The sequence below is a fragment of the Streptomyces sp. NPDC006739 genome, assembly GCF_042869815.1.
Lineage (GTDB): Bacteria > Actinomycetota > Actinomycetes > Streptomycetales > Streptomycetaceae > Streptomyces.
The window spans coordinates 104726-122441 of sequence record NZ_JBIAGM010000006.1; the positions used below are offsets into that span (position 1 = coordinate 104726).

The 17716-nt window shown below is 67.5% G+C and carries 18 protein-coding genes; 3 read left to right on the plus strand and 15 right to left on the minus strand.

Annotated elements, in window-relative coordinates:
• Positions 1-15 precede the first annotated feature (15 nt).
• The 15 genes from ACFYMM_RS14835 to ACFYMM_RS14905 all read right to left on the minus strand — a co-directional run bounded on the left by ACFYMM_RS14835 (position 16) and on the right by ACFYMM_RS14905 (position 14126).
• Positions 16-780 carry a 3-deoxy-manno-octulosonate cytidylyltransferase gene (locus ACFYMM_RS14835; RefSeq protein ID WP_319647596.1) on the minus strand — a complete coding sequence of 255 codons (765 nt, stop codon included), beginning with the start codon at positions 778-780 and terminating at the stop codon, positions 16-18.
• A gap of 25 nt (positions 781-805) precedes the next feature.
• Positions 806-1372 carry an NUDIX domain-containing protein gene (locus ACFYMM_RS14840; RefSeq protein WP_359584261.1) on the minus strand — a complete coding sequence of 189 codons (567 nt, stop codon included), beginning with the start codon at positions 1370-1372 and terminating at the stop codon, positions 806-808.
• Between the two features lie 5 nt (positions 1373-1377).
• Positions 1378-2499: an adenosylhomocysteinase gene (locus ACFYMM_RS14845; RefSeq protein WP_319647598.1), complete on the minus strand. Its 1122-nt coding sequence runs from the start codon at positions 2497-2499 to the stop codon at positions 1378-1380.
• A 26-nt stretch (positions 2500-2525) separates the two neighbouring features.
• A complete protein-coding gene (locus ACFYMM_RS14850) occupies positions 2526-3527 on the minus strand; it encodes an NAD-dependent epimerase/dehydratase family protein (RefSeq protein WP_388386278.1) in 1002 nt (333 codons plus the stop codon).
• Positions 3528-3559: 32 nt separating this feature from the next.
• Positions 3560-4396: an aminoglycoside phosphotransferase gene (locus ACFYMM_RS14855; RefSeq protein ID WP_388386279.1), complete on the minus strand. Its 837-nt coding sequence runs from the start codon at positions 4394-4396 to the stop codon at positions 3560-3562.
• Complete coding sequence (locus tag ACFYMM_RS14860) at positions 4393-5049, minus strand: histidine phosphatase family protein (RefSeq protein ID WP_319647601.1); 657 nt, start codon at positions 5047-5049, stop codon at positions 4393-4395. Before ACFYMM_RS14860 ends, ACFYMM_RS14855 begins: the two co-directional genes overlap by 4 nt.
• 2 nt (positions 5050-5051) lie before the next feature.
• Positions 5052-5810: a phosphotransferase gene (locus ACFYMM_RS14865; RefSeq protein ID WP_388386281.1), complete on the minus strand. Its 759-nt coding sequence runs from the start codon at positions 5808-5810 to the stop codon at positions 5052-5054.
• Complete coding sequence (locus ACFYMM_RS14870; protein ID WP_334580556.1) at positions 5807-6652, minus strand: class I SAM-dependent methyltransferase; 846 nt, start codon at positions 6650-6652, stop codon at positions 5807-5809. The genes ACFYMM_RS14865 and ACFYMM_RS14870 overlap by 4 nt, the downstream gene beginning before the upstream one ends.
• Before the next feature lie 31 nt (positions 6653-6683).
• A complete protein-coding gene (locus tag ACFYMM_RS14875; protein ID WP_319647604.1) occupies positions 6684-7196 on the minus strand; it encodes a topology modulation protein in 513 nt (170 codons plus the stop codon).
• Between the two features lie 96 nt (positions 7197-7292).
• Entirely contained in the window at positions 7293-8342 is a 1050-nt protein-coding gene (locus ACFYMM_RS14880; RefSeq protein ID WP_319647605.1) for a hypothetical protein, read from the minus strand.
• Positions 8339-10057 carry a carbamoyltransferase gene (locus ACFYMM_RS14885; protein ID WP_388386282.1) on the minus strand — a complete coding sequence of 573 codons (1719 nt, stop codon included), beginning with the start codon at positions 10055-10057 and terminating at the stop codon, positions 8339-8341. The genes ACFYMM_RS14880 and ACFYMM_RS14885 overlap by 4 nt, the downstream gene beginning before the upstream one ends.
• A gap of 8 nt (positions 10058-10065) precedes the next feature.
• Positions 10066-11022 carry a thymidylate synthase gene (locus ACFYMM_RS14890; protein WP_319647607.1) on the minus strand — a complete coding sequence of 319 codons (957 nt, stop codon included), beginning with the start codon at positions 11020-11022 and terminating at the stop codon, positions 10066-10068.
• On the minus strand, positions 11019-12878 hold the full coding sequence (locus tag ACFYMM_RS14895) for a hypothetical protein (RefSeq protein WP_388386283.1): 1860 nt from the start codon (positions 12876-12878) through the stop codon (positions 11019-11021). The genes ACFYMM_RS14890 and ACFYMM_RS14895 overlap by 4 nt, the downstream gene beginning before the upstream one ends.
• Positions 12875-13561 (minus strand): HAD-IA family hydrolase, encoded by a 687-nt coding sequence (locus tag ACFYMM_RS14900; RefSeq protein WP_319647609.1) that lies wholly within the window; start codon positions 13559-13561, stop codon positions 12875-12877. The genes ACFYMM_RS14895 and ACFYMM_RS14900 overlap by 4 nt, the downstream gene beginning before the upstream one ends.
• Before the next feature lie 76 nt (positions 13562-13637).
• Complete coding sequence (locus tag ACFYMM_RS14905) at positions 13638-14126, minus strand: ATP-binding protein (RefSeq protein ID WP_266703774.1); 489 nt, start codon at positions 14124-14126, stop codon at positions 13638-13640.
• Positions 14127-14401: 275 nt separating this feature from the next.
• Between ACFYMM_RS14905 and ACFYMM_RS14910 the strand changes: the two genes are divergently transcribed.
• From ACFYMM_RS14910 to ACFYMM_RS14920, 3 genes are all read left to right on the plus strand, one after another.
• Complete coding sequence (locus ACFYMM_RS14910) at positions 14402-15787, plus strand: Tat pathway signal protein (protein ID WP_388386284.1); 1386 nt, start codon at positions 14402-14404, stop codon at positions 15785-15787.
• Positions 15788-15862: 75 nt separating this feature from the next.
• The gene (locus ACFYMM_RS14915) at positions 15863-16348 is read left to right on the plus strand and encodes a TrmO family methyltransferase (protein ID WP_319647612.1); all 486 of its coding nucleotides are present in this window, start codon (positions 15863-15865) and stop codon (positions 16346-16348) included.
• Positions 16349-16811: 463 nt separating this feature from the next.
• A complete protein-coding gene (locus ACFYMM_RS14920) occupies positions 16812-17714 on the plus strand; it encodes a helix-turn-helix transcriptional regulator (protein WP_319647613.1) in 903 nt (300 codons plus the stop codon).
• Positions 17715-17716 lie beyond the last annotated feature (2 nt).

Sequence of the window (17716 nt, forward strand, 5' to 3'; positions counted from 1 at the left end):
TCACCCGGAATCAGGTCAATCGGTTGGAGATATCAGGAGACGTGCCGCCCTGGCAAGGTCCTCGGGTGTGTCCACTGCCATTCCTTCGTCGGACACAGGCAGCATCCGAACCCCGTACCCGTGCTCGATGAAGCGCAGCATCTCCACGCCCTCGGTCTTCTCTAGTGGTCCCTGCGGAAGCCGCTGGAACTGCCTCAGAGCCTCACCGGTGAAGCCGTAGAGCCCCAGTTGGCGCAGATACGTCGGACGGTCTGCTCTCGGATAGGGAATCGGCTGACGCGAGAACATCAAGGCGTTTCCACCGGTTGTCAGCACGACTTTCACGACGTTGTGGTCGAGGACAGCGCCGACGTCGCCCAGCTCGGTGTAGGCGTTCACCGCGAGAGTGCCTGACCCGAGGCGGTGCAGAGCGTCGGAGACGGCGTCGATCGCGGCCGGCGCGATGAACGGCTCGTCGCCCTGAACGTTGATGTAGCCGTCGGCAGGCACGCGCTTGGCGCACTCAGCAACACGGTCGGTGCCGGTGAGGTGTTCCCGGGTGCGCAGGCATTCGATCCCCAGCCGGCGGCATGCAGCCTCAATACGTTCGTCGTCCGTCGCGACCAGCACACCGTCAAGACGCGTGGCCTCCAGACAGCGCTGGTGCACGTGCCACAGCAGAGGTTTGTCCCCAAGTAGAGCCAGGGGCTTGCCGGGGAAGCGCGAGGCACCCCATCGGCAAGGGATGACCGCGACATGGCGGCGTTCGGTGCGCGGTTGTGCTGGTGAGGCGGCGGACATGGCATACCCCCGGGCGGTCGGCGTATCAGGAACGTGCAGGACGTGGAAGGAGCGCCAGCTTGGCGCGAACAGTCGGGGAGGCGGTCTCCTGAATCGGCCGCCAGTGGTAGCCGCTAACTTCCTCGGTCTGGAGGGTCACCGTGTGCGGCGCGCTGAGCCGGAAGACGAAGCGGAAGTCGATGTGCTGGTGTGCCGGTTCCCCTTTGGTGGGGTTGGCGTCGATGCCGTGCACATCAATGTCCAGGGGAACCGTCTCGTATCCGGGCAGCGGGGCGACCGCCGCAGAGGGGAGGCCGGCTTCCTCGGAGAGTTCGCGGAGGACGGTATGGACGAGGTCCTGGTCGTCCGGTTCGGGGTGTCCGCCGGGTGCGAGGAACTTGCCGCTTGCGTTGTGATGGATGTGGAGCACACGGTCCGTGGCGTCGAGGACGATGGCGCTGCAGGTGACGTGAGCGGGGAAGGTTCTGCGGTGCGCGGGGTCCTGTGCGCCGGCCAGAGCGGCGAACAGGGGGGCGAGGAGCTGCCGTTCGCCGGGGTGGTGGCTGAGGTAAGCCTCGGCGGTGACGCGGATGTGGTGGGTGGACGGCGGCATTGGGGTCACCTTTCGAAGTGGTCGAGCCAGATCCTGGCGATGGTCTGACGGTCGGTGGTGGGCATGGTCTGCAGGCCGGGCTGGAAGCGGCCGTGGCTGAGAGCGGCGGTGGCGGCGAGGATCTCGGCCTGGACGAGGTGGATGTAGGTGCCGACGGCCGCACCGTGGACGAAGTTGACGGCGCCTCCGTCGGCGAGCACGTAGAAGTAGTGACCGGTCATCTCGTAGCGCGTCAGCTGTTCCCCCACGGGGGCACGCTGGTAGAGCTCGTGGAGGGGCGCAAGCTCCAGCTCGTCTTCCGAGGAGGTCACTGACGCGAGGTAGGCGCCGTTGCGCAGGGCGTTGAAGTCGTCCTGGCGCAGAGCGAGATTCCCGGTGGCACACAGGACGAGTTCGGCGTCCCTGACCGCCTCGGTGGTGGTCGTGGTCGTGCGGAAGCCGTGGGAGTGCGCCTGCACGCGCCGGATAGGGTCTTTGTCGTAGACCGTGACCCGCAGGTCGTGTGCGCGGAGGGTCTGCGCGATAGAGCGGCCGACTTTGCCGAAGCCGAGGACGCAGGCGTTGCGGCTGGTCAGGATGTCGCCGCGGGCGCGGACCAGAGCGTCAGTGGAGAAGACGATAGACCGGCCGACCAGGTGGTCTTCGCAGTCCTTGAGGGGTGAGCGGGCTACCGAGATGACGGGGCAGGGGACCTGATCGAGCGCGGCGTATCGCTGGTGTCCGTTCTCCGTGTCTTCCACGACGCCCAGGACACGGCCGGAGAATTTCTCGGCCACCGTGTGGAGACTGGGAGCAAAGTAGCCGCCGATGTCCGCCAGGACGACGTCCTGTCCCCCTGCGGTGTCCTCTATGTACTCCAGTGCGCGGGTGGAGTCGGCGAACAGTTCCCTGCTGAGGTCGTGGACGGGATAGAGATCCCGGACCACGGCCAGTGTCTGCTGGTCGACGGACTTGGGCTTGGGCAGGACGGCACCGACGGTCGAGGTCGCGGCCATCGCGCGCAGGAACGCCGGGCGCTCGGAGAGCAGGTGCGTGATGATCAGCGAGGTGATCGGGCCGACGGCGGGGAATTGCTCGGTGACGTGCCGGAAGAAGGTGTCGAGTCGTGCTCGCTCGGGGCTCTCCACAGCAGCTCCTCCTGACTTCTGGCTGGTTAGGCGGCCTGGCCGTGCACGGGGAGCGCAGCGGCGAGGGTCTGCATGTGGGCGCGCAGGCCGCTGTGGAGGTCGACGTGTGGCTGCCAGCCCAGGGCCGCGTGGGCGCGGCTGGGGTCGGCGCGGGTGGTGAGGACGTCGCCGTGGCGGGGGCTGTCCTGGACCACCTCGATGTCGCGGCCGACGAGGCTGTTGGCGATGTGGATCACTTCGAGAAGGGAGGCGTTTGCCCCTCCCCCCACGTTGATCACCCCGTGTGCGTCGGGAGTGGTGGCCGCGGCGATGGTGGCGGCCACCACGTCGTCGATATAGGTGAAGTCCCGGCGCTGGTGACCGTCGCCGTACAGGCGCAGGGGCTGGCCGGTCAGGGCGCCGATGAGGGCGCGGTGGGTGAACATGTCGGTGCGCTGGCGGGGGCCGTAGACGGTGAAGTAGCGCAGTGCGACGACGGTGGTGGGGCAGTGGTGCTGCGCGGCGTGGGCGAGGCAGAGCTGTTCCTCGGCGAGCTTGGTGACGGCGTACGGCGACGCGGGCCGCGGGTGGTCGGTCTCGACGCTGGGGCTGCCGTCGGTGGTGCCGTAGACGCTGGAGGAGGAGGCAACGACCAGGCGGGGAACGTGCAGACGCGCGGCGGCGTCCAGCAGGCGCTTGGTGGCCACGATGTTGGAGGCGACGTAGTCGCCGAACTGGGCTCCCCAGGAGGGGCGGACGCCGGGGATGGCAGCGAGGTGGAAGACGGCGTCCGCTTCGATGAGGAGGGGATCGATCGCGCAGCTGATCAGGTCGGCTGTGACGTTCATGTACCCGGGCAGCGACCGCAGCGGGGCGAGGTTAGCTGCTGCGGCCTGGTTGGTGGCCGGGTCGCGGCGGTCGACGCCGATGACCGTGGTCCCGGCCTGGACGAGGGCGTGGGCCAGGTGGGAGCCGATGAAGCCGGCGGCGCCGGTCACCACGGCGCGGCGGGGAAGCGGGGAGTGCTGGGGGCTCAGCTGGTGTGTCACAGTGCGTCTCCAGTAGCGGTGGGGTCGGCGTTTCAGCTCAGCCGGGCCAGAACGGTGCGGCCGTGGGTGGTGAGGGCGAGATCGTCCTGCTCGTTTCCGCGGACGAGGGCGGTGACCGCCTCGATGGCACCGAAGGATTCGAGGAGGCGTTGCTCGGTGTCCGTGGGGCGGCGGCCGTAGCCGGAGTAGAACGCGTCCCTGAGGCGGGGAGCCGCCTGCCAGCGGCGGAATTCGAGACGGGCGAAGTCCCGGATGCGGGCATCGCGCCGCATGTGTTCCAGGTCGTACACGCCGAAGGGCTCGCCGATGTTCCAGTTCCGCGGTTGGTAGTCGAGGTGACAGGCCGCGCTGTCCATGAGCGTGCCGGCCAGGACGTCCTGGTGGACAGCCAGCAGTTCGCGTTCGTCGGCGGAAATGAGGCCGGCCTCATCCGCCCGCTGGATCCAGCGGGCGAGGCGGTCCGCCAGGTCTGGGCCGACAGCTCCGGAGCGCGGGATGAGGGTGCTCTGGTGGAGCAGGCGCAAGATGCGGCCCGCCTCATGGTGGACCAGTTCTTCCTCCGGCGATCCCGGGATGACGGTGTCCGCCGACGCGCCGGACAGCGCGGTCACCAGGAGCGTGTGCGTACTGTCGTGCCAGCCGACCAGATCGGGCACGTGCCCGTTGAGGTGCGGTGCCCAGGTGCGGTACGCGTGGACCTCCTGGACATACCGGGCTCTGCCACCGTGCTGCTTGGCGAAGTATCTGCGTCCCCGGCCGTCGGTCAGCTGGAGTAGGCGGGGCGGAAGGGACGGGTCCGGTACGACGCGGACGGCGCCTATCCGGTCACGGGCCAGGTCCAGGCGCGGATCGAGGGAGGACGTGATCACGAGGTGGCCTCCTGTATCGGGCGAACTTGGTGGGAGGTGTCGTTGTGCCGGTCGAGGATCCACCTGGTCTGGTCGAGTCGGTTGCGGTGGTGCTGCCAGCAGGTGACGGACGCGTGGGTGATGGTGAAGCCTGACGGGGAGCCGAGCGGGAGGCCCAGGAGCAGGGTGTGGGCGGCGATCACGGTCTCGCCGTGCGCGGCGAACAGAACTCGGTCGCCCTCGTGTTCGGTGATGAGCTGTGCCAGGTGGGCGCCGGCCCGTTCCAGGTATCCGTTCCAGGTGTCGGAGCCCAGCGCCCAAGGGGTGTCGGGGTGTGCGTGAGGGCCGCCGTCGGCGGCGGTCTTCACCTCGGCCCAGGGTTTGCCGTCAGCGTCGCCATGGACCGGGCCGTCGAGGCGTACGTCCGTGGTGAGCGGGATGCGAAGGGCCTGGCTGATGATCTCGCCGGTCTGGAGCAGGCGCAGGCGCGGTCCGGCGTACAACGCGTCGAACGGCTGGTGGCGGTGTTCATTGGCGAGCCGCCGGGTGACCTGTTCCACCTGGGCGTAGCCGCGGTTGGTCAGTCCGGTGCAGGTCCGAGGTCCGCCAACCAGTCCGTCGGCGTTGCACTGTGCCTCGCCGTGGCGGACAAAGACGAGTTCGCTGGTGATCATGCTCAACCTCGGAGTCGGGGGTAGGCGGGAGGCCAGCCGTAGCTGTAGCCGTTCCGCCCGATGTAGGGGGCGGTCAAAACGGCGTGTAGAGCGAGGAAGTCGTCAAGGCGAGGGCGGTCCGTGGCACCAAGGCGGATGTCGTGGTGCCCGGCGGCCTCGTTGTATGCGCTCAGCGCCGTGCCGATGGCGTCATCGGGGAGCGATCCGTACGTCAGCAGCAGCGTCGCGATCAGCTTCGCGAGGTCGTACGCCATCGGCGCGAGTGTGAGGTCGTCGGTGTCGACGGTGACGACGGCCCCGGCAGGAGTGATGAGGAAGTTGCGGGGGTTGCTGTCCTTGTAGAAGGAGACGGGCCCCTCCGCCGTCTTCTCCAGCAGCGCCAACACCGCGTGCAAGGCAGCCTTGTTGGGTAAATAGCCCTGTTCCAGGCGGCGTTGGAGCGCAACTCGGCGGGGTCCGACGTAGTCGGCGAAGGCAGTGCCGTCCTGGAAGCGGTGCGGTCTGGCCAGGTCAGCGGCCTGCAGATCGCTGGCCCAGGCGCAGCCGTGGGCATGGCCCAGCAGCGTGGCCAGCGCGGTCAGGTCCTCGGGCTGGACCGGGCGTCCTTCGACCCACTGGTATGTAAGGCTGGCATGGCCGATCACCACGAACGTCGGCAGCCGCAATGGGTGCGCGTGTTCGGTGAGCCACCAGTGGTGACGAACGGCTGCGGAGACCTGATCGGGCGTCTCGTAGAACTTGGTGAAGTGTGCGCTCGTCATGATCGGCCCTCCGGGGGCCGAGCCACGACGAACGTGATGACGGACCGGGCGGTCAGCGGCTGGTCCGGCACGAACTCGTGCAGCACGGCGGCCAAGGCGCCCGGTTGGCCGTACAGCCCCGGGGCCAGGTCGTACTTCGGGTTGGTGGCCAGGTACTCGGCGATATGGTCGTGGCCGTCGAAGGTGAAAACGTGCTCCTCGTTCTCGACGGTCACCACGTCGAGCGATGTCGCGGCCAGCGCGGCGAGGTTGTCGCTGTGCGCCGAGACATACAGGCTCTCGCGCTGCTCTGCGCGAGGGTCGAGGCCCGCGGTGGCGGCCAGTTGGTCCAGCTCCCGGTAGCTGTCGAGGCTCTTGGTGACCAGCACGGCCAGCCCACCGGGGGCGAGGACGCGGTTGATCTCCGTGATGACCGTCTGCGGGCGCGGTGAGTGGTATAGACAGAACGCGGCCACCGCCAGGTCGCACGAGGCGGTGGGCAGGGGCAGTTGATGGAAATCGCCCTGGAGAAAGCTCACCTGTACGCCCGGCAGATGGCGGGTCCGCTCGCGGGCCTGGTCGATCAGGGCCGGGGCCGCGTCGAACCCGACGACCCGCTCCGGGTTCAGCAGGCTGGCCAGCACCGCACTGCTCGTACCTCGACCGCAGCCGATGTCCAATACCGCACCAAGGCGGCCAGCACGCACGTGATGGGCTCGCACCAGCTCGACAATTGTGTCCGGCACGGGCCGACCGGCGGTCTTGGCCCGCATCAGGGCGTTGGACCGGCCGGCGAGGCGGGACGCATCACCGTAGAGGTCCGCCTGCCGCGCGGGGTCGAGGAAGGGGTTGACCTCGGTCATGCCGCGCCCTCCCCTCGCGGGCGCGGATGGCTCAGCTGTGTTGAGCTGCCACCTGTTGCAGCCAGCTTCGCGTCTGTCGCCGGTTGGTCAGCAGCACGACGTCGGCCCGGCTGGACGCGAACTCGTCGATCTTGGCCATGACACGGGGGCGCATCTTGCGGCGGTACGTCGCCACGTACTTGATCACACCCCAGTGGATCCGGTTGTGTACCCCGTTGCCCTTGTGACCGGCTCCATGCCGCAGCTGCCGGGAGAAGATCCCGTACAGAGCGGAGATCGTGGACACGTCCATGAGGATCACGGTGTCGCACGCCTCCAGGCGGACCTGGAGCGTCGAGTTGTAGTTGCCGTCGATCACCCACCGCGGCTTGGCGACAAGGTCCCTCTGCAGTTCGGCGAACTTGTCCATCGGCAACGCGTTCCACTCGTCGTCGTAGAACGCAGCGTCCAGATGCGTCACTGGGGCGTCGAGGATCTTCCCCAGTTCGCGGGCCAGGTACGACTTGCCGCTGCCTCCGCAGCCGACGATGGCAACCTTCTTCATGGTGCTCCAGCTTAGAGTCGCTCGCGTGCCCGAGCGGACCGGCCGCCAGGACACATCTGGACGATCCAGGCCCATAGGCCGGGAAGGTCTGTGGCATCACGCCGCTCCTCGCTCGCCCGCGCCGCGGAAGAGCGTGTGCAGCACGCTCTCCACGGCATCGGCCTGTCGGCTCAGGCGGAACAGGTCCAGGCGGTCCAGACAGGCGCGTATGAGGTCGGCGTGCTGCTGGCTGCCAGCGATCATTCGGAGATGGTCGAGCCGTTCGATCACTTCTCGGCCGGAGGACACGATCAGCTCGGCGGGTACGAACTCCTCGACGCGGCAGATGTCGGCCGGGGCCAGCGGCAGGCAGCCGGCGAGCACCGCTTCGAAGATCCGCTGGGTCATCTGCCCGACCTCGGCATACCGCTCGGGCAGCATGAGAACGGTGGCCAGGGATCTGCCGTACAGTGCGTGGGCGTCCTGGAACGGGATCCGTCCAAGGAAGCGGACGTGCGGCCAGCGGTCGGTCTGGGTCCACTTGCCGCCGACGAGGTGCGCCACGTGTGCGGCGGCCGGGGCGAAGTAGTGGTCGAAGTGCGCGTCGCGGTCATACTGGTTGCCTACATAGCCGAGCATCAGGTCACGCGGCTGCGCCGTCAGTGCGACGGGGTCGGCTTGGTCCAGGAGCCGGTCGTCAACGGGGAAGAGCAGGCGGTGGGCGCCCGGTGAGGGTTCGAGGGCCGCTTCGCACACAGCACTCTGCAAGGTGCCGCGCCAGATGCTCTCGTGCCGCAGCATGCGGTCCTTATCCCAGATCACGGTCGGTGTGCCGCGCCGCGCGGTGTAGTGGGTGATGAGTTCGGCCTGACGGTGCAGGTCACAGGTGTGGCCCTCGGTGCCGCACGGGGTCGTGTTGCGTCCGTCGATCGCCCAGCGCCATTCGAGAAACAGCGCGTCGATCTTCGGGATACCGGTGTCGAAGGTGTAGGTGCTGCCGAGGTCGTCGTCGGCTTCCAGCAGGTCGCGGTTGGCCTGGAGGAAGACGATCTCGTGACCGCGGGAGACCAGGGCGTCGATGAACGGGCGGCGATGGCTGCGGCCCCCGTCCGGGGTGTTGGTGATGCCGTTGCCGAGGAAGCCCCAGAAGCTGTATCCGATCTTCATTTGGTGATCCACCGGTCTTCCAGCAGCAGAGCGTCCAGGCCGGAGTCGGCCAGGCAGTTCAGGGCCATGGCCGGCGTCCCGCAGATGGGCTTGCCCTTGACGTTGAGCGAGGTATTGATCAGTACCGGGACTCCGGTGCGGCGGGCGAAGGCGGTCAGGACCGCGTGCATGAACGGGTTCTGTGCCGCGGTGACGGTCTGCAGGCGGGAGGTGCCATTGGCGTGGATGATGGCCGGCACCTGCTCGCGTGCGGTCTCCGTCACACCGGAGGCCATGGACATGTAAGGCGCCTCCTGGCCGAGCGTGAAGAACTCTCGGGCGCGCTCGGCCAGGACCATGGGGGCGAAGGGCCGGAATGCCTCGCGGTATTTCACGGTGGCGTTGAGTCGTTCCACGACACCCGGTTCCAAGGGCGAGGCGAGGATCGAGCGGTTCCCCAGGGCGCGGGGTCCGGCTTCCACCCGGCCCTGGAACAGGCCGACGATCATGCCGTGGGCGAGTTGGTCGGCGAGGAACTCTGCGGTCTCGATGCCCAACATCTTCTGTTGCAGTCCGGGCCACGGGGTGAGGTCGAGGGTGAGGTCGTGGAAGGACGGACCGAGGTAGCAGGCGCGGGCGATGCCGGAGACGGGGCGTCGGTTTCCCCCGTCCATGTGAAGGGCGACCGCAGCACCGAGCGCGGTGCCAGCATCGCCTGGGGCGGGGGGCACGAAGACCTCGTCGAAGATGTCGGCCTCGATGATGCGCCCGATGCTCACGCAGTTCGTGGCGACTCCGCCACCGACGCATAGGCGGCGAGAGCCGGTGATCATCCTGGCTCGCCGGGCCAGGTGCACCATGACCTTTTCGGTGCGCTCCTGGAGGGCCGCGGCCAGATCCTGGTGGACGTCGGCGAGTGGCTCGTCCGGGTGACGGGCGGGGCACGTCTCGGTGATGAAGCGACGGGATGTCCGGGGGTAGCCGGAGGACAGCGTGCGCGGGGGGAAGTAGGCCGGGTCGATTAAGAAGCCGGCCGACGTGGTGCGCACGGCGCGCGCGAACAGGTGCCGGAACCGCTTGGGGTCGCCGAGAGCGGCGAGGGCCATCACAGTGCCCTCCTCGTCCCCGCGGCGCCACCCCAGATGCTCGGTGACCGCTCCGTACACGTAGCCCAAGGACGCCGGATCATGAAGCTCCTCGACGATGCGGGTGCGCGGTCGCAGCGTCTCGTGACCGTGGCCGATGGTGGTGGTCTGTCGTTCGCCGAGGCTGTCGACGACGAGCACCGCGGATTCGGCCCATCCCGATGCGGCGAAGGCGGCCATCTGATGGGCCCGGTGGTGCAGAACGGGTGTGACGCGGGCGGAGGGGAACAGCCGGCCGAGGGTGCGGACGCGGTGCTGGGTGCGCAAGGCCACCTTGGCGAAGCCGTGGGCCCTGGGCAGCGCCCGCTCGCGGGTCGTCTCCGACAGGGCCAGGCGCAGCGCGGCCGGGGACTCGACGAGGTAGCGGGAGGGCTGGAAGTTGTAGGCGATAGCGTCCACGTCGCCGACGGTGATCCCGGCCTCCTTCAGCAGCCACGCGACGGCATGGCGCGGATACGCCTTGGTGTGCTTGTCCTCGGACAGGCGTTCTTCCTCGACGAATCCGACCAGGTCCCCGTCGACCAGGAGCGCGGCGGCCGAGTCATGGGTGTAGGAGCACAGGCCGAGAATGACGGACGGAACGTGGTCCATGGCGAACGTCACCTGACCCCTGCCACAGTGCGGGCGGACGAGGACGCGGTGCGGCGGTTCAGCTCGCTGTACCAGGAGGTCAGCGCCTGGCCGAGGGGGCCGTTGACCTGGTCGGCCTGTTGCCACGCCGCATCGCGCAGGTTGCCCTTCCACAGTCGGTAGCTGTGCATCGTCTCGGTCATGGCGTCCCAGCCCGGATGCCCCGTGACTTCTCCGGCCCGGACGTGCCGGAGCAGCTCGTCGAAGCCGTCCCACGGAGTGCTGAGGTCCGGCATGATCTCGCTCGCAGTGAGCGAGGTGAGTTGCTCGGCGTGGTCGAGGTGGTTCTCGTATATGTGCAGGGACCCCACCTGGTGGTGGAAGTCGCCGAGCTCGGCGCCGAGCCACCCGGCCACCAGCTCGTGCAGGACCGTGTAGAAGAACAGGTCGTAGGGCAGACCGATCCATACGTCCTGGCCGCGCATCGTGGTCGTCATGTGCAGGCGGCCGGCTCGCAGGTGGAAGGCGAATCCGAGCGTGCACGGCACGTCCTTGTGCCCAGCGGCGTCGAGGGCCGGGTCGTACAGCTGGATCAGGGCCCGGCGGGAGTCGGCATCCTCCCTAAGGGTGTCGACGACTTGGTGCAGCTGGTCGACCTTCCCCGCCCAGTTCCGCATTCGCGGGCCGTACGCGCCCCGTAGTACGCCGTCATCCGTGTACTGCCGCAGCCGGGCGTTGTACTCGAATATCCACGAGTCGTCCGAGCCTGCGAGGTGCCAGACGGTCTCGGCCACCGCGAACGCCGGGTTGAGGATCCGGGCTGGGGGCGCGTGCAGCAGCCGAGCCCGGGGCTGGGTCAACCGCATGTGGACGTCGAGGACTTCGCGGGTGGCCATACCGCGGGGGGCGACCTTCTCGCCGGCCTTGGCCAGGGTGACGGCCCCGGCGAAGAGTTCGGCGACGGTGTCGGCGGTCAGGTGTGTCATTGGGTAGGAACTCCTTCACCCTGCGGCTGAGCGGGATCAGCGGCGGAGGAATCAGCTGGAACGGGATCGAGAGGCGTGGCGCTCTCGGGGCCGAGGATGAGGCCGGCGATGGCGGCGGCGCTGTCACCGCGCCACCTACACACGGCATCCGGCACCGGCTGGGCCATGAGCTCGTCGGGGCAGGCCAGTGCGGTGAGTGCGGCAGTGACGTCGTCGGCGCTGTGACAGCGATGAGCCAGGCCGTGACCGGCCAGGCCGAGTGTGCGCTCTCCGGGCGGTCCGATCTCCAAGACCGGCACCTGCAGGAGGAGAGCTTCGATACCGCAGGTCGAATACGCACTCGCCAGGGCGTCAGCGCCGGCCAGACAGCCGCGTGCCCCGACCTGCGGATCGGCCACGGCAACGGGCAGCTCGTCATCGAGAGGGCCGCGGTCGCACTCGAACAGGGAGGAGAATGCTCCGACTCCCTGAGCGGGGTGCGGGGCGATGACGAGGCCCCAGTCACCGTCGGCCCCGCGCAGCCCTTGCGCGATCTGGTTGGCCTGAGTCCTGAGCCGGTCGTGGCTGAAGGGCTGGCAGGCCCAAACCATGATCCGAGAGGGAGCATGGTCGTGGGCCGAGGCCATCAGACGTGTCAGGTAGCGCCGTTGAGCCGCACGGTCGAGGCTGGTAAGGCAGTCGAAGCGAGGCTGTCCAAGGACATGGACCTCGGCCCCCGGATGACGCGCCCAGGTCTTCGCCAGCGGGACGTCGCGTTCGCCCATGACCACGATGTGACGACTGTGCAGCACAGGCCAGGCAACAGCCTCGGCCGTCCACGCACCGTGCTGGACGTGCACCGTGTTCAGCGAGTGGCGCTCGGCCGCGTGGACGGCGAGTGCGCCCAGGGGGCTCGTGTCGTTGCTGACCAGCACGGTGTGAGGCCGGGCCGCAGTGAGGACCTCGTCCAACCGCCTCTCGACCTCCACGACCGATCGCCAGGACGGCTGGGTGCATCCTCCCGCCGTCTCCAGGACAACGGAGATCAGCCGGACCAGCCGGGCCAGGCGCACGATGTGCTGCTTCACCCGCACGACGCGGTCGTCGTCGGGCAGGTGGAGTTCATCCACCGTGCCGGAGATGCTGAAGAGATCAGCGGGCAGTGCACCGAAGCTCACGCCCTGCTCATCCGGTGCGATGCAGCGCTGGGCGTCGTCGGTGGCCAGGTCGAGGAGCAGACTCCTCGCTCCTTCACGGGAGAGCGCTTCGAGTACCGGAAGCAGCGTCGCCGCGTGCCGCGACGACCACGACAACGCCACCACCTCGCTCCGTGGCCAAGTCGAAGGCGCACGGCCCGAGCCGACATCCGAGCGGGCACGGGGAAGGTTGCGTAACTGCGCCGACCTCAGCGGATTGTGCGGGGCTGAAGCTCCGAGCACGAACGCCACCCCGGACCAGGTCACTGTGTATGACCGGTACTCCCGCGAACTGCTCGGCCGCACCCCGACGAACCCTTCGTACGAAGCTGGAGTGATGCAACCGGGGGCCTCCCCGAAGGGCTCCCACGTGCTGAGGGCCATCAACTTGCGGACGAGTTGCCCCACCAGACGGCGCGCTGGTACCTGCTGGGCGTGCAGCCATCCCGCTCCGCCCGGTGTCGCCGTGAGATGCGCGCCGTAATTTTCAAGCGCCTCCATGACCTGGTTGACCTGCTCGTCTACCTCACCCGAGTCGAGCGACAGGGCCTCCAGGTCCCGGGTGGTGATCCGGGCGGCCCGCACCGTGGCGAGAGCACCCTCTCCCACCAAGGCCCACGAAGGCTGTCCGCCGAAGTCGGTCCGGACGAGGCCAAGTGCGCTGCGTCCAACAGCCTTCACAACAGCCCTCCTTCGACGAACGGGCCGTTGGGGGTACTCACGCCGAGGAGGTGTAACAGCTGCCTGGGCGTATCGGCGACGGCGGGGCACGGCCCCGTTGGACGGCCGTATCCCCATCCCGCGTGGATGTAGGAAACGCCGGCGCGACGTGCTGCCTCTTGGTCGACCGCCATGTCGCCGACGTAGGCCGCATCGGCCGGATCAGCGCCGAGGTCGATCAGGGCCAGCAGTATGGGGTCCGGAGCCGGCTTACCCCGCCCGTGTCCTTCAGGCCCCCGGACCGTGACGAACGGGCAGCCGAGCCGAGCAAGAAGGGGCGTTGCCCGGGCTAACGGCTTTGACGTCACGACGCCGAGGGACCAGCCGTCAGCGGCGACCGCGAGAAGGACGTCTGTGATGCCCTCGAACTCTTGGGCCAGATGAGATGCAGCCGCAGACGCCTCGGTGTACGTCCGGTGGATCTCCTCTGCGTTGGCCAGGCCGAGGCGCGCCATGATGTCGTCGAAGGGGCGGCCGAGCTGTTCCTGGTACGTCTCGAAGGGGATGTTCACGCCGTGGGCTTCCTGGACGGCACGCCACGCGATCTCCATCACAGGACGTGTGTCCACGAGAACGCCGTCGAGATCGAGGAGGAGGCAACGCGGATCTTCGAGGCCGCCGCGGTCGTGTTTGCTCGCTGTCACGCAGGGCGAGGCAGCGGGAGGTGCTTCGGGAGCCATAGCGAGGGTCTCCAAAGAGGGGCGAGAGGGATGGAGATGTTCAGGAAGCAACGCCAGGTTCAGGGCGGCTGATGAAGGCGAGCACCCGCTTGCCGGTTCCGTCCTCGGTAGGACGTGTGGTCCAGCTGTCGGCCATCGCAGAGACGAGCCACAGGCCACGCCCGCTGGTCGCGTCTTGGTCGGGAACCCGTTGGACCGGGGCATAGGGAGAGTTGTCCTCAACCTCGATCGTCACTACCTCGGCTTGGACCGCGAGGGTCAGCGTGATCTCCTCGTCCCTCTTGCCCTGTGGGCCCGATGAAGCGCCCTCGGCCCTTTCATCGCGCCGGCCATGGCGCTCGGCGTTGGTGGTGAGTTCGCTGACGATCAACACGGCTTGATCCATAAGGTCTTCGAACTCCCAAGCCGTGAGTACGTCGCGGGTGAAGGAACGGGCCTCGCTGGGTGCGAGATCGTTGGCGGCCAGCGTCAGACTCTTCTGCTGTTCCGGGGCGTCGTTGCAGCCGTCCGCAGTCGTGGGCTCGTTCATGACTGCCTCCTGCGTACGCACGCCCCCGAGGGCGACGCCACCCGGCCCTCAGCCGCCCCGAAGGCGTCGATGCCAGCGCTAGCGGAGCCGGGAAGGGTCCTGGCGTTGGCACCAGACGCGTGGCTGGTCTTCACCGGATGTCCTCCCAGGCATAGGCAGATGGTGGTTTCGTTGACCTTGAGCGAACCGTGAATGACGACGGGTTGGTATCCCCGGCCAGTCCGCGATGCCGTCAAACCCGTCAAAGATCGTTCTCTTGTGAACGGGGACGTCGGATGGCACACAGGAACGAACAACTGGCCGCTGTGATCGCGGAGACGGGCTGGTCGCAGCCCAAGGTCGCCGCGGCGGTGGTCAGGGTCGCCGCCGAGGTCGGTGCGCATGAACTGTTGAGCACGAGTCGTTCGCACATCGCGATGTGGATCTCTGGCACCCGTCCAAGCGGCAGGGCACCCCGTATCTTGTGTGAGACGTTGTCTCGACGGCTGCAACGCCCGGTCACTCTGGCGGAAATCGGGCTTTCGGTATCGCCCACTGATGGCGACCCGGCATCGGAGTGGCGCGTCGATACGCTGACCGCGCTGGTGGATCTCGGGAGAAGCGACGTGGATTTGGAACGCCGCCAACTGCTGGCCGGCGCTGCCTACTCGGTAGGCAGCCTGGTCCTGCCCGGACAGCAGTGGTGGGACGACGCACCGGAACGCGCCAGGTCGCGCCCTGCCGCAACCTTCCGCCACATCGGCGTCAGCGAGGTTGCCGCTGTCCGCGAGATGACTGAGTTCTTCTCCAGACGGGACCAGCGACACGGCGGGATGGACGGTCGCACAGCCCTGCGCCAGTACATTCTCGATGACGTCGCAAAATACGTAGGCGGTGTCTTCACCAACGATGAAACACGCAGAGACCTGCTTGCCGCAGCTTCCGAAGCCGTGTACGTGGCTGGCTGGATGAGCTTCGACGCCTCCGAACACGAGGCAGCGCGACGCTATTTCACCTTGGCACTGAAGCTCGCCGCAGAAGCCGACGAAGCACCGCTGGCCGGCCACATCCTCCGGGCCATGGCCCATCAGGCAATCGATTTGGGACACCCCGGGACGGGAGTGCGGCTCGCGACCGCTTCCGTCGACCGCAAGCGGTACACCCTGGCGACACCACGTGAGCGCGCTCTGCTCGGCGTTGTCCGCGCCCGCAGCCTTGCCATGGACGGCCAGAGGCGCGAGGCGATAGCAGCGCTCCTCCGAGCTGAGGACGACCTCGCCGCCGCTGGGGCCAGCGACAGTGATCCGCATCGGGTGTGGTTCTTCCAGCAAGCGTCCCTGGCCCACGAGACGGCACGCACCCTGTGGATTCTTGGTGACCTCGAAGGAGCTCTTCGCGAGTTCCGAAACAGCGTGCTGACCAGGAAGGCCGAGACCTTCAGCCGGACGCACGCTGTCACCCTGGGCTACATGGGCGCGGTGCAGGCGCACCAAGGCAACGTTGAAGCCGCCTGCCATACGTGGGCCCAAGCCTTGGACGCCATGGAAGGGGTTCAGTCGGGCAGGGCGCGTGAGGCCGTCGTGAACATGCGCAGGGTGCTCTCCCCTTTCCGGAACCGAGGGATCACAGCAGCTGGAGAGATCGACGAGCGAGCTAAGGCGGTACTCGAACGAGTAGCCTGACGGCGCCGTCGTGGCGAGGACGACCATGAACAAGCCGTGCGTCCCGCCCTGCTCACAGCGGAGAAGGGGAAAGTCGTGTCCACAAAGTCCATCGAAGTGCCTGTCATCGCAACCGTGGTGGGAGGGCACACGGGGCGGCTCGACGACTTCAAGGGCGGCACGGAATCGATCATCCGGCTGCATCCGGAGTTTCCGCTGGAGACGCTGCAGGGGATCGAGGAGTTCTCGCACATCCAAGTCACTTGGTTTTTTAACTTCGGGTCTCCCGACGACGTCGCACTGCACGCTCGCAGCCCTCGCGACAATCCGGCCTGGCCAGCCACAGGGACCTTCGTGCACCACAACCACCGACGGCCAGCTCGACTCGCCACGTCGTTCCCACGCCTGCTTCGCGTTGAAGGGCACGATCTGCATGTCACCGATCTCGATGCGGATGACGGCACGCTCGTGGTTGACGTAGTAGCGGTGTTCGAGGAGATGCTCCCGCGCGGCCCCGTACGACAGCCCTCTTGGCCAAGCGAAATGCTGCGGGACTACTGGCGAGACGCTTCCGAACGCTAACGCGGCACGGTAGGCGGCAACGAAGTCAGCCAAGCCACTGTCGAATCCACCGCGCCTCAAGGGCCCGACGGTCGCGCGCCGGCCCCGTCTGGACCTGAGGCGATACATAGGCTGCTTTCGCGCTGTCACACGATCACCAAGCCCGTCGACCATCCCCGCGTGACGCGTAGGGGACTCCGTACGTTGGAGTTGAGTCGAAGGGATCATGGCGGCTGTCCTCGCGGTGGGGGTGACGCACTCGGATCGAGATCGCTCACCGTCCCCGAGCAACTACTCGTGGAACGGCTGAGGTGGAGTATGTAGCGCGTATCGCTCCTCATGTAACGCTCATGGCGGAAGTGTCCGCATGAGCGATCCACGATTTGCCAGGCCCGTAACGCCGCGGCTGGTCCGCCGTGTAACTTCCTTGTGGCTACTACGAGCTGAACCTGACACTGGAAGCACGATGTCCTGAGGGGGCCGCATGACCGACGAGCCGCTCGGCTCCAGGCGAGCCGTCGAGCCGACTCCAGGTCCCGGCCCGACAACCCGCCGCCGCCAGTTGGCGTTCCGATTGCTGGAGCTCCGCAGATCCAAGGGCCTCAGCGCCGAGGAGGCCGGCGACCGCGCCGGCGTCTCCAAGGCCACAGTGAGCCGATACGAGACCAGCAAAGGGAACGTTCGCTGGAACCAAGTCGACCAGCTCTGCAGGGTCTACGGCGCTTCGGACGAAGAGCGTGATGCCCTGGTCGAACTGGCCAAGACATCCAAAGCCACCAACGGGTGGTGGGTACCGGGCGCAGGTTCCGTGCCGAGCACATTGGGCATGCTGATCGCTCTGGAGAACGAGGCCACCAGCCTCCGTCAGTTCGCTTCAAGCGTTGTCCCCGGACTCTTGCAAACCAGCAGCTACGCTCGGTCAATCAAGGGCACACCGGGTTACGAACTGCCGCCGGAGCAAGTCACATCCTTCCTGGACACCCGCATGCGACGGCAGCAGCTGCTCGATCAGCCGACCCGCCCTCGGTATCACGTCCTCCTCGACGAATCCGTCCTCCGTCGCTGCGTCGGAGGACCTGACGTCATGACCGAGCAACTCGATCACCTGCTCGAACGCGGCTCGGCACCGGGCACCACTGTGCAGATCCTGCCGTTCGACCGAGGCGCATACTCCGCGGCGCTGACCGGCTTCATCATTCTCGGAGCCTCAGACCCTGACTTCGACGTCATCTACGCAGAGAACACGTCGGGTTCGCTGTACCTGGAACAGGACGAGGAGCGCCGGCTGTACTCAGCAGCGTTCGACTACCTGCAAGCCGAAGCCCTCTCAATCGAGTCCTCGGCGGAGCTGATCGCCGAGGCCAGCAAGAAGCACCTGCGCGCCTAACG

Excerpts from the sequence above, each read along its gene's own strand:
- ACFYMM_RS14835 (WP_319647596.1), bottom strand. The coding sequence starts at position 780 with ATGTCCGCCGCCTCACCAGCACAACCGCGCACCGAACGCCGCCATGTC.
- ACFYMM_RS14920 (WP_319647613.1), top strand. The coding sequence starts at position 16,812 with ATGACCGACGAGCCGCTCGGCTCCAGGCGAGCCGTCGAGCCGACTCCA.
- ACFYMM_RS14890 (WP_319647607.1), bottom strand. The coding sequence starts at position 11,022 with ATGACACACCTGACCGCCGACACCGTCGCCGAACTCTTCGCCGGGGCC.
- ACFYMM_RS14905 (WP_266703774.1), bottom strand. The coding sequence starts at position 14,126 with ATGAACGAGCCCACGACTGCGGACGGCTGCAACGACGCCCCGGAACAG.
- ACFYMM_RS14910 (WP_388386284.1), top strand. The coding sequence starts at position 14,402 with ATGGCACACAGGAACGAACAACTGGCCGCTGTGATCGCGGAGACGGGC.
- ACFYMM_RS14865 (WP_388386281.1), bottom strand. The coding sequence starts at position 5,810 with ATGACGAGCGCACACTTCACCAAGTTCTACGAGACGCCCGATCAGGTC.
- ACFYMM_RS14840 (WP_359584261.1), bottom strand. The coding sequence starts at position 1,372 with ATGCCGCCGTCCACCCACCACATCCGCGTCACCGCCGAGGCTTACCTC.
- ACFYMM_RS14875 (WP_319647604.1), bottom strand. The coding sequence starts at position 7,196 with ATGAAGAAGGTTGCCATCGTCGGCTGCGGAGGCAGCGGCAAGTCGTAC.
- ACFYMM_RS14860 (WP_319647601.1), bottom strand. The coding sequence starts at position 5,049 with ATGATCACCAGCGAACTCGTCTTTGTCCGCCACGGCGAGGCACAGTGC.
- ACFYMM_RS14880 (WP_319647605.1), bottom strand. The coding sequence starts at position 8,342 with ATGAAGATCGGATACAGCTTCTGGGGCTTCCTCGGCAACGGCATCACC.
- ACFYMM_RS14870 (WP_334580556.1), bottom strand. The coding sequence starts at position 6,652 with ATGACCGAGGTCAACCCCTTCCTCGACCCCGCGCGGCAGGCGGACCTC.
- ACFYMM_RS14885 (WP_388386282.1), bottom strand. The coding sequence starts at position 10,057 with ATGGACCACGTTCCGTCCGTCATTCTCGGCCTGTGCTCCTACACCCAT.